The sequence below is a fragment of the Sphingomicrobium arenosum genome, from assembly GCF_026157085.1.
GTDB lineage: Bacteria > Pseudomonadota > Alphaproteobacteria > Sphingomonadales > Sphingomonadaceae > Sphingomicrobium > Sphingomicrobium arenosum.
The window spans coordinates 127,232-139,715 of record NZ_JANPVN010000001.1 but is presented as its reverse complement, the minus strand read 5'-3'; the positions used below and the strand labels follow the sequence as shown (position 1 = coordinate 139,715).

The window sequence follows — 12,484 nt, the reverse complement described above, 5'->3', positions numbered from 1 at the left end:
CCCGCTCGCGCTAGGAAGCGCCATGGCCAAGCTCTATTTCTATTATGCCGCGATGAATGCGGGCAAATCGACCACCCTCCTCCAGACCGACTTCAACTATCGCGAACGCGGCATGGGGACGATGCTGTGGACCGCCGCATTGGACGATCGCATGGGTGCGGGCACGATCGGCAGCCGCATCGGGCTCGAGACCGACGCGCATCGCTTCGAGGCCAATACCAACCTCTACGAGATCATCGCCGCCGAACAGCGCACCCGGAGCCTCGGCTGTATCCTCGTCGACGAGGCGCAATTCCTCTCGCCGCAACAGGTGCTCGATCTCGCCGAGGTCGCCGACCGCCTCAAGATCCCCGTCATCTGCTATGGCCTGCGCACCGACTTCCAGGGCGAACTCTTCCCCGGCTCGGCCGCGCTGCTCGCCATCGCCGACAAGCTCATCGAATTGAAGGCCGTGTGCGAATGCGGTGCCAAAGCGACCATGAACCTGCGGGTCGATGGCGATGGCCGCGCGGTGGCCAAGGGCGCGCAGACCGAGATCGGCGGCAACGACCGCTATGTCGCGCTGTGCCGCCGCCACTTCAACGACCGCCTGCGCGCCGCCGCCGCCGCGGCCTGAAGATCATGCTCCACGGCTGGATCATTCTCGACAAGCCGGTCGGCATCGGCTCGACGCCTTGCGTCGGGCGGGTCAAGCGAGCGCTTCGCGAACAAGGTTTCAAGAAACCCAAGGTCGGGCACGGTGGCACGCTCGACCCGCTGGCGAGCGGCGTGCTCCCAATCGCCTTGGGCGAGGCGACCAAACTCGCGGGCCGGATGCTCGATGCCACCAAGGCCTATGATTTCACCATTGCCTTCGGCGAGGAGACGACGACCCTCGACACCGAAGGCGAGGTGATAGTGACGAGCGAGGTGCGCCCCAGCGAGCAGGACGTCCTCGACATCCTCCCCGGCTTCACCGGCACCATCGAGCAAATCCCGCCCGCTTTCTCGGCGCTGAAGGTCGACGGCAAGCGCGCCTACGACCTCGCGCGGGCGGGGCAAGAGGTCGACCTCCAGAGCCGAACGGTGACGATCCATTCGCTAGCCCTGACGCATTTCGACGAGGCTGGTGCGACCTTGTCGGCTACCGTCTCCAAAGGCACGTACATCCGATCGCTCGCACGGGACATCGCGCGCGCCCTTGGAAGCTGCGGTTATGTCACCATGTTGAGGCGGACCCGCGCCGGTCCGTTCGACCTTTCCCGAGCGATTTCGCTGGACAAACTGGAGGAAATCTCTAAGGCGCGCGCTCTAGACGACGAGGTCCTCCCGCTTGACGCGGGGCTGGACGACATCCCGGCCCTCGCCGTCTCGCCCGACGAGGCTCGCATCCTGAAACATGGACAGCGGCTCCAAGGGCACCCCGCACCGCCCGGGCAGCATCTGGCGATGGAGGGTGATACCCCCATCGCGCTGGTCGAGGTGGAGGATGGCGAGGTCGCCGTCCTGCGCGGGTTTAATTTATAGCTATTAGGAGATTGAACCGATGTCGATTACTGTCGAACGCAAGGCCGAACTGGTCAAGGAATATGGTCGCAGCGAAGGTGATACCGGCTCGACCGAAGTGCAGGTCGCCATTCTGACCGACCGCATCAACACCCTGACCGACCACTTCAAGTCGCACAAGAAGGACAACCATTCGCGTCGCGGCTTGCTCATGATGGTCAACAAGCGTCGCTCGCTGCTCGATTATCTGAAGCGCGAGGACCACGACCGCTACTCGACGCTCATCAAGAAGCTCGGCCTGCGCAAGTAACAAGTTTCACGGGAAGGGCGCCTCGGGCGCCCTTTCTTTTTGTTGTCATCCCAAAATGCATCGTGGATGACGATCCGTACCAAGCGCCCCGCAATCCGGTGGGGCCATCCGTGGGGCATATGAAACCAGCCCCGAACCGCGCGGACCGGACAGTCCGCACTATGAGAGGCCCCGGCGGCATCCGGCCCCGGGTGACACAAAATATGTTCGATGTGAAAACTGTTGAAATCGATCTTGGCGGCCAGACCCTCAAGCTCGAAACGGGCCGTATCGCCCGTCAGGCCGACGGCGCGGTGCTCGCGACCCTCGGCGAAACCGTGGTGCTGTGCGCCGTCACCGCCGCCAAGTCGGTGCGCGAGGGGCAGGACTTCTTCCCGCTCACCGTCCACTATCAGGAAAAATTCTCGGCTGCCGGCCGTATCCCCGGCGGCTTCTTCAAGCGTGAAGGTCGCGCCACCGAAAAGGAAACGCTGACCAGCCGCCTGATCGACCGTCCGGTCCGTCCCCTCTTCCCCGAGGGCTTCTACAACGAAATCAACGTCATTGCCCAGGTGCTGAGCTATGACGGCGAGAACGAGCCCGACATCCTCGCGATGATCGCCGCGTCCGCCGCCCTCACCATCTCGGGCGTGCCCTTCATGGGCCCGATCGGCGCTGCGCGCGTCGGCTTCGTCGATGGCGAATATGTCCTCAACCCCAAGGTCTCGGACATCTTCGAGGAAGGTCGTCTCGACCTCGTCGTCGCCGCCACCCATGACGCCGTCATGATGGTCGAATCCGAAGCCAAGGAACTGACCGAAGACGAGATGCTCGGCGCGGTCCAGTTCGCGCACGAAGCCTCGAAGAAGGTCGTCGGCGCGATCATAGAGCTGGCCGAACAGGCCGCCAAGGATCCGTGGGAACTCGACCAGACCGACACCATCGGTCCGATCAAGGAAAAACTGCGCGGCCTCGTCGGCGACGACATCGCCGCCGCCTACAAGCTGACCGACAAGTCGGAGCGCTCCAATGCCCTCAACGCCGTGCGCGAGAAGGCGAAGGAAGCCTATGCCGAGGAAGACGGCCAGACGCAGATGACCGCCGGCAAGGCCGTCAAGAAGCTCGAAGCCGAAATCGTTCGCGGCGCCATCCTCAAGGACGGCCAGCGCATCGACGGCCGCAAGACCGACCAGGTCCGCCCGATCGAGGCGATGGTCGGCCTCCTGCCCCGTACCCACGGTTCGGCGCTGTTCACCCGCGGCGAAACGCAGGCGATCTGCACCACCACGCTCGGCACCAAGGACGCCGAGCAGATGATCGACGGTCTCGAAGGCCTCTCCTACTCGCCTTTCATGCTGCACTACAACTTCCCGCCCTACTCGGTCGGTGAAGTGGGTCGCTTCGGCTTCACCAGCCGCCGCGAAACCGGTCACGGCAAGCTGGCCTGGCGCGCGCTGCACCCCGTGCTGCCGAGCGCCGAGGATTTCCCCTACACGATCCGCATCCTGTCGGACATCACCGAGTCGAACGGCTCGTCGTCGATGGCCACCGTCTGCGGCGGCTGTCTGTCGATGATGGACGCCGGCGTGCCGATCGAGCGGCCCGTCTCGGGCATCGCCATGGGCCTCATCCTCGAAGGCGACGACTATACCGTCCTGTCGGACATCCTGGGTGACGAAGATCACCTCGGTGACATGGACTTCAAGGTCGCGGGCACCGAAGCGGGGATCACCTCGCTCCAGATGGATATCAAGGTCGCGGGCATCACGCCCGAGATCATGAAGACCGCATTGAGCCAGGCCAAGGAAGGCCGCGCCCACATCCTTGGTGAAATGACCAAGGCGCTGGGCGAAGCGCGCGGCGAACTGTCGGCGCACGCGCCCCGCATCGAGACGATGCAGGTCGCCAAGGACAAGATCCGCGACATCATCGGCACGGGCGGCAAGGTCATTCGCGAAATCGTCGCGGAAACCGGCGCCAAGGTCGACATCGACGACGAAGGGATCGTCAAGATCTCGTCGAGCGACGTCAGCCAGATCGAAGCCGCCAAGGCGTGGATCACCGGCATCGTCGCCGAGCCCGAAGTCGGCAAGATCTACACCGGCAAGGTCGCCAATATCGTCGATTTCGGTGCCTTCGTGACCTTCATGCCGGGCAAGGACGGCCTCGTCCACGTCTCGGAAATCAAGAACGAGCGCGTGGAAAAGGTCACCGACGTCCTCGAGGAAGGCCAGGAAGTCCTGGTCAAGCTCCTCGAGATCGACCAGCGCGGCAAGGTCCGCCTGTCGATGCGCGTCGTCGACCAGGAAACCGGCGAAGAGCTCGAAGACACGCGCCCGCCGCGTGAAAAGGGCCCGCGTCGTGACGGTGGTCGCGATGGTGGCCGCGGTGGCCGCGACGGTGGTCGTGGCCCGCGCGGCGGCGGTCGTGATGGCGGTGGCCGTGGCCGCGGCCCGCGCCGTGATCGTGAAGATCGCGACGGTGGCAACGACAGCGGTGAAATGCAGCACAAGCCCGCCTTCCTCACCGGCGGCGACGACGAGTAAGTCTCGCCCCGTCACGGAATGAAACGACCCCCGGTGCCTCGCGGCATCGGGGGTTTTTCATTGGTCGAATATCCATTCACGGCAGCGAAAGCGCCGCTATCATATGCCGCGACAAATTTTTCTGGAAAGTGACCTCATGCGCAAGACCGTCCTCGCCCTGACCCTCGCCTTGTCGGCCACCGCCGCGCAGGCCGCCGACATCGTGATGCATCGCAGTGAAGGCTGCGGTTGCTGCCTCAAATGGGTCGAGAAGATGGTCGAAGCGGGCCATGAGGTCGAGGTCGTCAACGAGACCGACCTCAGCGCCTTCAAAGCCAAGCATGGCGTCCCCGCGGGTCTGTCGAGCTGTCACACCTCGCTGGTCGACGGCTATGTCGTCGAGGGCCACGTCCCTGCCGCCGACATCGAGCGGCTGCTCGCCGAAAAGCCCGATGCCGTCGGTATCTTCGTCCCCGGCATGCCGATGGGTTCGCCCGGCATGGAGCATGGCGACCATGTCCAGCCCTACAACACGCTGCTCCTCAAGAAGGACGGCACCTACGAGGTCTGGGCCAGCCACGGCTGATCCGGGGCCGTTCCGAACCGATGAAAAGGCGGCTTGCTTTATCAATGTAACATCGTAACATCGGCATCGTCCTTTCGTGGGGAGAGTGCAGATGACGGCGTTTCGTGTTGCGGCAATCATGCTTCTGGCAGGAGGCGCGGCACTGCCCGCCATCGCTGTCGATTCTCACGGTGATCAAGGCGCCGAAACGCGTCCTGCCGCGCCAAACCCCCTCACTCCCTCGCTCACCGCCCGCGCACGCGGCATCGAGGATGCCAGCGCCGTTCGCGACCTGTCGCTCGATAATCTCAACATCACCACCAGCCGCCACGGCACCACGCTCGCGGTCAGCTATCTCATGACCTTCTCGGCGGAGGAGGAAGGCACCGAGGGCCGCCTGTCAATCGACCTGCCCAAGGGCGCGGTCGTTACCGGCTATGCGCTTGATGTCGAGCGGCAAATGATCGAGGGCGCGCTGGTCGACCAGGCACAGGCGCGCGAGGCGTTCAATACGCTGGTGCGCGGCCGGGTCGATCCGGGTCTTGCCGAGGTCACTCGCGACGGCACCTTCAACACGCGCGTCTTCCCCGTGGGACGCGAGGGACGCACCATCCGCGTCGATTTCGTCGCCCCGCTGACCGAGGATTTCGGGCTTCCCATCCGGCTCGGTGAAAAAGCCAAGGACTGGACGCTGCGCTTCGAGGGCGAGCAGGGCGGGATTTTCGTCGAGGGCCGCCGTCTCGAGGTCAGCGACAATGTGGCCATGATCAGTGGCAGCGGGGCGATCGACACGGTGATCCGCTTCCAGTCGCCCGACCGAAGCCCCCGCGCGATTGTCAGCCGTCATCCGGACACGGGCGAGACCTATTGGCAGATCAACACCCCGCTTCGCGCGCCGACCAAGGTCGAACGACCCGAGCGCGTTCATGTCTACTGGGATGCCTCGCGCTCGCGACTCGATGACGATCATGACGCCGCCTTGCGGTCCGTGTGGACCACGCTCGATCGCTGGAACCCCCGAGCGGTCGATTTCGTCGCCTTCGATCATGACACTGCCGAGGCCGTGAGTATCGGCAGTCGCCGCGATCTTCTCGCTGCAGAGGACGCGGTGACCTACGCCGGCGCCAGTCGCCTCGACTGGCTCGCCGATGCGCCCGCTGCCGACCGCTGCATCCTCGTCAGCGATGGGCAAGCGACACTCGGAACCCTCGACGTCGTTCCCGATTGCCCGATGCTCGTCATCGCCACCCGCGAGGGGGCTTCGCAAGCCGTGCTCGCCGCCATCGCCGACAATAGCGGCGGTGCGCTGATCGAGGCGGGCGAGACAGGACCCGCCATGCTCGATGGGCTGCGCTTCACCGGATTTGGCGATGTCACCTATCCGCATCGCCGCCTGCCCGCGCCCGAGGGAATGTTGCGTGCCATCGTCAAGGCACCCCACGACGCGCGGCTCGGCTACACCACCCACGGCCAGATCGAGAATTTCAACCCGGCCAAAAATCTTGTCGAGACCGACCAGGATGCCATCCTGTTCGAGGTCACGCGAAACGCCATTCTCGAGGCAGGCGAGGACCGCGACGCCTTCGTCGCCCATGCCCGCACCTATGGCATCGCTTCGCAGAGCTTGCCCTTCCTCGTCCTCGAGAGCGTCGAGGACTATGTGCGTTTCGACGTGACGCCGCAGGCCGACCATCCGCAAATCGCCCGCTTCGAGCGCCTGCGTAAGGAAGCCGATCTCGACGAGGCCGAGGCGCGCGAAGACCGCTTCGCCGCCGTGCTGTCGCGCTGGCAGGCCGAAGTCGAATGGTGGGGCAAGGATCACGACCCCGCGCGCTATCGTGGCGACACGAACAAGGTCGGCGACGTCCCGCCGCCACCGCCGGTCGTGATGCCCGCCGCGCCGAGCAATCCGACATCGCCGCCGCCGCCGCCGCCGCCACCCCCGCCGACACCCGAGCGCGGCGGTGATGACATGGCGCAAGAGATTGTCGTCACCGGATCGAGCGTCTCGCGCGATGCCGTGGAGATGGCCACTCCGGTCGTCGCGATGGAAGCTGAGGCCCAAGCCGCTGCCGATAGCGAGCAAACCGATAGCGGCATCCGTCTCGCCCAAGGCGCGCTCTATCCCGACAGCGAGTGGATTGCCGCCTATGACGCCGATCCCGCTGCCTTCGACGCCACCTTCCTCGAATGGCAGGAAAAGGTCGGCACACTGCCCGGCTTCTACCTCGAGACCTCCAATTGGCTGTGGCTAGCGGGCGAGAAGGATAAGGCGCTGCGCACGCTCCTATCGGCGCTCGACCTGCCGCTCGCCGATTCCACGACGCTCGCCATGGTCGCAGCGCGGCTGGAGGCGTGGGGGCAGGTCGAACTGGCGGTCGACCTTCGCGCTCGCCGCGCCGCCATGGTCCAACACCGCCCGCAGCCCGCGCGCCACCTCGGGCTGGCGCTGGCCGAGCGCGCCAAGGCCCGCCTCGCCGCCGGCAACCGGGACGGCGCGCGCGACGATTATGTCCGCGCCATCACGCTGCTCAGCGACGTCGCCCTGTCGCCCGTCGAGGACCGCTTCGCCGGCATCGACATGATCGCACTGAAGGAAGCCAACGCCCTCATCCCGCGCCTCGACGCCTTGGGGGGCAGCCACGATCTCGATCCGCGCCTCGTCGCCAATCTCGACAGCGACTTCCGCGTTACCATCGAATGGACTGCCGATGCCACCGACCTCGACCTCCACGTCAACGAGCCGACCGGCGAACATGTCTTCTACGGCCATCGCCAGTCCTTGGCGGGCGGCTGGATGTCGAACGACATGACCCGCGGCTTCGGCCCCGAGGAATATTGGATCCGGCGTGCGCCCGGCGGCAGCTTCGAGGTCAGCTCCACCGTCTTCAGCCGCGATCGCATCGACCCCAATGGCGCGCCGTGGCTGCGCGCCCGCCTGATCCGCGACTTCGGTCGTCCGAGCGAGCGGATCGAATATGTCGATGTCGCGATGGATGGCACATTGCACGGGCAAGTGCCGCTCGGTCGCATGCGCATCGGTCCGGCCGAGGTTTCGTCCGAACCACCGTCATCCGGCAAATGAGTGCGGAAAGGCGCGACCCGTGTCGCGCCTTTCCTTCCATGCCTTGCGTTTCAAGCCAAAACCGTTATGACGCGCCCAAGAGGTCGCCAGCGGCGGCCTTTTTCATATGTGAAATCAAGCAAATAGGACGCCGCGCGCAAGGCCAGCGCCGGTGTAGGGCCCGCTCATGATCGATACCCACAAGCTACGCCGCGAATGGCTCGCCAATCCCCGCGCCGACATCCTCGCCGGCATCGTCGTCGCGTTGGCGCTTATCCCCGAGGCGATCGGCTTTTCTATCATCGCGGGGGTCGATCCCGCCGTTGGCCTCTATGCCAGCTTCACCATCGCGATCATTATCGCGCTGGTCGGCGGGCGCCCGGGTATGATCAGCGCGGCCACCGCTGCCGTTGCGGTCCTCGTCGTGCCGCTGGTGCGCGATCATGGTCTGCAATATCTCTTCGCCGCGACGATCCTGATGGGCGTGCTGCAGTTCCTCGGCGGTTTCCTGCGTGTCGACCGGTTGATGCAGTTCGTCAGCCGCTCGGTAATTACCGGCTTCGTCAACGCGCTCGCCATCCTCATCTTCATGGCGCAACTCCCCCAGCTCATCGACGTTTCCATCCACACCTATTGGATGATCGCGCTCGGGCTTGGCATCATCTACCTCTTCCCGCGCCTGACCCGCGCCATTCCCTCCCCACTCGTCGCCATCGTCATCCTGACGATCATCGCGCTCTACGCCGATCTCGATGTCAACCGCATCGGCGACATGGGCAAGCTGCCGAGCGACCTGCCGCCCTTCCTCATCCCCGACGTGCCCTTCACGCTCGAGACTTTGCAGATCATCCTGCCCTACTCGCTCACCATGGCGGCGGTCGGGCTCCTCGAAAGCCTGCTCACCGCGCAGATCGTCGATGACCTCACCGACACCGACAGCGACAAGGCCAAGGAAAGCCGCGGCCAGGGTATCGCCAATGTCGTCACTGGTTTCTTCGGCGGCATGGGCGGCTGCGCGATGATCGGCCAGTCGGTCATCAACGTGAAGTCGGGGGGCACCAGCCGCCTGTCGACGCTGACGGCGGGTCTCGTCCTGCTCGCGCTGCTGATGCTCGTCACGCCGTGGGTCGCCAAGATCCCGATGCCCGCGCTCGTCGCGGTGATGATCATGGTATCGATCGGCACCTTCAGCTGGTCGTCGATCCGCGACATCGGCTCGCACCCTTGGCATAGCTCGGTCGTCATGCTGGCCACGGTCGTGACCGTCGTCGCCACCCACGACCTTGCCAAGGGCGTGCTCGTCGGCGTGCTGCTCTCGGGCATCTTCTTTGCGCACAAGGTCACCAGCCTGTCGCGCATGGAGAGCCGCCTGTCCGAGGACGGCAAGACCCGCACCTACCATGCGCTGGGCGAAGTGTTCTTCGCTTCGGCGCAGAGCTTTGTCGCCGCCTTCGATTACAAGGAAGTGCTCGACCGCGTCGTCATCGACGTCAGCCAAGCCCATTTCTGGGACATCAGCGCGGTCGGCGCGCTCGACAAGGTCGTTATGAAATTTCGCCGCGAGGGCACCGAGGTGGACATCCTCGGCATGAACGAGGCCAGCGCAACGATGGTGCGCAGCTTCACCCAAAGTGAAAAGGATGGCGCCGGCGCGGCGCACAGCTAGGATCATCACGATGAAATTGCTCGCCTGCCTCGACGCCTCGACCTACGCCAACAGCGTCACCGACCATGCCGGCTGGGTCGCCGCCGCGCTCGGCGGTTCGGTCGAACTGCTCCACGTCATCCAGCGCCGCGACGTCGTCGCCAAGCGCCACGACCTGTCGGGCGCGCTCGGTCTTGGTGCCAAGTCGGCGCTGATGGAGGAACTGGTCGGCATCGAGGAAGCGCAGAGCCGCGTCGCCAAGGCGCAGGCCGATGCGCTGCTCGACACCGCGCGCGCGCGGCTCGCCGAACAGGGCGTCACCGACGTGACCCTGCTCGAACGCCATGGCGACATGGTCGAGACGGTGATCGAACGCGAGGCCGAGGCCGACATGGTCGTCATCGGCAAGCGCGGCGCGGGCGCCGATTTTGCGCGCGGCCATCTCGGCAGCAAGATCGAGCGCGTGGTGCGCCAATCGGACAAGCCCGTGCTCGTCGCCAGCCGCGCCTTCAAGCCGATCGAGACCGCGCTCATCGCCTTCGACGGTGGCCTCACCAGCCGCAAGGCGATCGCCATGGCCGCCACCTCGCCGCTGTTCGAGACGGTGAAGAGCCATGTCGTCATGGTCGGCCATGACGATGCGAAGGGCGCGAGCGGGCTCGACTGGGCCTGCGAGACGCTGGGCGAACGGCTCGGTGGCTGCGAGCGAGTGCCGGGCGACGTCGAAGGCGCGCTGAGCGCCGAGGCCGACCGCATCGGCGCCGACATCCTGCTCATGGGCGCCTATGGCCACAGCCCACTTCGCACCATGATCGTGGGGTCGACCACCACTGCGATGATGCGCGCGGTGGCAAAGCCGGTGCTCTTGTTCCGCTAGCGCTTCTGCGCGAACCAGATCGTGTGGTAGGGTCCCTTGTTATTGGGCCGCGCTCGGACAGTCAGCGTCTCCACCGCCATCCCCGTGTCGCGCAAGCGTCGCGTGAACGCGGCGTCAGGGGCCGCCGACCAGACCGCGAGGATGCCGCCGCGAGCCAGCGCATCGCGCGCCATGTCGAGACCGCCATGGTCATAGAGCCGCTCATTGTCTGCGCGCACGATGCCGTCGGGGCCATTGTCGACATCGAGTAGGATGGCGTCCCACCGCGGGCGCTTGCCCAGCGCCGCCGCCTCGATCAGCGCCGCGACATCGTCGATCACGACCTCGCCGCGCGGATCATCGAGGCTGGCGCCGGTCAGGTGCTCGAGGGGGCCGCGCGCCCAGTCGAGGATCTCGGGCACGACTTCGGCCACCGTCGCCTTGCCGTCCCTTGGGAGACGCTCCAAGGCGGCGCGAAAGGTAAAGCCGAGGCCGTAGCCGCCGATGAGGAGGCGCGGGCTTTGGGCCTTGAGGCGCTGGAGGGTGAGCACCGCGAGCTGTTCTTCGGAATATTGCATCCGCGTGCCCATCAGCTCGTCGCGGCTGAGCATGACGATGAAATCACGGCCGTGGCTGACGAGCCTCAATGTGTCCCCACCGGGTATGCGGGCTTCAGCGATGGTCTTGCGCGGTAGCATGGCGCCTTCCTAGCCGCGTCTGGCGATTTGTCGAGCATGGAAGGCAGCGAGCCGCCCCCTCACCACGATCTTCCCGCAGTTAGCTCAAGACTGGACTGAAAAGGGAGCACCGGATGCTGGCGCAAAAGTCGGACCCGAGGATGGTGGAGCTAGGGGGATTCGAACCCCCGACCTCTGCAGTGCGATTGCAGCGCTCTCCCAACTGAGCTACAGCCCCGCACCCTCGGGTGGAGGGGTCTTTAGCGCTGCTTTTCGCGCTTTGCAACAACTTGACGCCGCCCATGCACCCCTCGTCCGTTCACCCCGGTGATGACGGAACGATTTTCCCCGCAATACCGTTGTTTTTCAAAGAGTTGGGCAAGCGGCCCGGCTCGGATAAATGTATGAGTAAGGGGAATTTTTCCATGGCTTACGACCGATATGACAGGACGAGGAACCGCGGGGACGATCGCTTCGAGACAGGGCGCGATCGCCCGCGCGGCCGTATGACCCGCGACCAGCGTCTCGACTATGATCGCGACGATCGCGACTTTTTCGACCGTGCCAGCGACGAAGTGCGCAGCTGGTTCGGCGACGACCGTGCCGAACGCCGCCGCCAACTCGACGAGCGCTATGGCTATGCTGGTGATGGATGTCGCAACCAGCACTTCGATTTCGAGGACAATTTCTCGAGCGTCAACGAAGGCTATCGTCGGCCTTATGACGAGGGCGGGCGCAGCTATGGCCGCTCCAGCATGCGCGTCGACGACGACCATCTCGGTCGCCGCGCTTATGGTCGCTCGCAGGCGATGAACCGTTCGCAGCGCGTCGACATGGACAGCGATGGCGATTTCGACCGCACCGACCGTTATGATTATGACCGCGGCTACACCCAGAATCGCTGGGGCCGTGCGCAGACGCAGGGTGAATTCACCCGCGACCGCGACTATGACGAGTGGCGCACTCGCCAGATCGACGCGCTCGACCGCGACTATGACGAGTGGCGCTCGGAAAATCAGGCGCGTTTCGACGACGAATTCACCTCGTGGCGCGAAAGCCGCCAGCAGAAGCGGCAGCAGCTACGCGAACTCGGTGACAATTGCACTGTCGTCGGCTCGGACGGCGAACCTATCGGCAGCGTCTCGAGCATCCGCGGCGACCGGATGATCCTCAAGGGTCAGGATGATGACACGCGCTGTGTCTTCAGCCTGCGCAACGTCGACGAGATCAGCGACAATCAGGTGCGTCTCAACCTGTCGAGCGACGATGCGCGTCGCCGCATGCGCGATGATGAAGAGCGCATGAGCGACCGCAGCATGTCGGACAGCTTCTAAGCCAGTGCCGACGAACGCCGATAATCGATCGGCGACGAAAGGCC

10 protein-coding genes and 1 tRNA gene are annotated in these 12,484 nt (G+C 65.0%); 9 read left to right on the top strand and 2 right to left on the bottom strand.

The window, feature by feature from the left end; genetic code table 11:
• Positions 1-22: 22 nt before the first annotated feature.
• From NUW51_RS00520 to NUW51_RS00485, 8 genes are all read left to right on the top strand, one after another.
• A complete protein-coding gene (locus NUW51_RS00520) occupies positions 23-616 on the top strand; it encodes a thymidine kinase (RefSeq protein ID WP_265561732.1) in 594 nt (197 codons plus the stop codon).
• Between the two features lie 5 nt (positions 617-621).
• Positions 622-1,506: a tRNA pseudouridine(55) synthase TruB gene (truB, locus tag NUW51_RS00515; RefSeq protein ID WP_265561731.1), complete on the top strand. Its 885-nt coding sequence runs from the start codon at positions 622-624 to the stop codon at positions 1,504-1,506.
• 19 nt (positions 1,507-1,525) lie between these two features.
• Positions 1,526-1,795 (top strand): 30S ribosomal protein S15, encoded by a 270-nt coding sequence (gene rpsO / locus NUW51_RS00510; RefSeq protein WP_265561730.1) that lies wholly within the window; start codon positions 1,526-1,528, stop codon positions 1,793-1,795.
• Between the two features lie 203 nt (positions 1,796-1,998).
• Complete coding sequence (pnp, locus tag NUW51_RS00505) at positions 1,999-4,320, top strand: polyribonucleotide nucleotidyltransferase (protein ID WP_265561729.1); 2,322 nt, start codon at positions 1,999-2,001, stop codon at positions 4,318-4,320.
• Positions 4,321-4,456: 136 nt separating this feature from the next.
• Positions 4,457-4,885, top strand: coding sequence for a DUF411 domain-containing protein (locus tag NUW51_RS00500; protein ID WP_265561728.1), 429 nt, complete (start codon positions 4,457-4,459; stop codon positions 4,883-4,885).
• A gap of 91 nt (positions 4,886-4,976) precedes the next feature.
• A complete protein-coding gene (locus NUW51_RS00495; RefSeq protein WP_265561727.1) occupies positions 4,977-7,949 on the top strand; it encodes a VIT domain-containing protein in 2,973 nt (990 codons plus the stop codon).
• A gap of 166 nt (positions 7,950-8,115) precedes the next feature.
• On the top strand, positions 8,116-9,594 hold the full coding sequence (locus NUW51_RS00490; RefSeq protein WP_265561726.1) for a SulP family inorganic anion transporter: 1,479 nt from the start codon (positions 8,116-8,118) through the stop codon (positions 9,592-9,594).
• A gap of 10 nt (positions 9,595-9,604) precedes the next feature.
• The gene (locus NUW51_RS00485) at positions 9,605-10,450 is read left to right on the top strand and encodes a universal stress protein (protein WP_265561725.1); all 846 of its coding nucleotides are present in this window, start codon (positions 9,605-9,607) and stop codon (positions 10,448-10,450) included.
• Here the strand turns inward: NUW51_RS00485 and NUW51_RS00480 are convergent.
• Both NUW51_RS00480 and NUW51_RS00475 read right to left on the bottom strand, forming a co-directional pair.
• On the bottom strand, positions 10,447-11,127 hold the full coding sequence (locus NUW51_RS00480) for a polyamine aminopropyltransferase (RefSeq protein WP_265561724.1): 681 nt from the start codon (positions 11,125-11,127) through the stop codon (positions 10,447-10,449). The genes NUW51_RS00485 and NUW51_RS00480 overlap by 4 nt on opposite strands.
• Positions 11,128-11,268: 141 nt before the next feature.
• Positions 11,269-11,344 (bottom strand) — tRNA-Ala (locus NUW51_RS00475).
• A 187-nt stretch (positions 11,345-11,531) separates the two neighbouring features.
• Between NUW51_RS00475 and NUW51_RS00470 the strand changes: the two genes are divergently transcribed.
• Positions 11,532-12,440 carry an SWFGD domain-containing protein gene (locus NUW51_RS00470; protein ID WP_265561723.1) on the top strand — a complete coding sequence of 303 codons (909 nt, stop codon included), beginning with the start codon at positions 11,532-11,534 and terminating at the stop codon, positions 12,438-12,440.
• Positions 12,441-12,484: the final 44 nt, after the last annotated feature.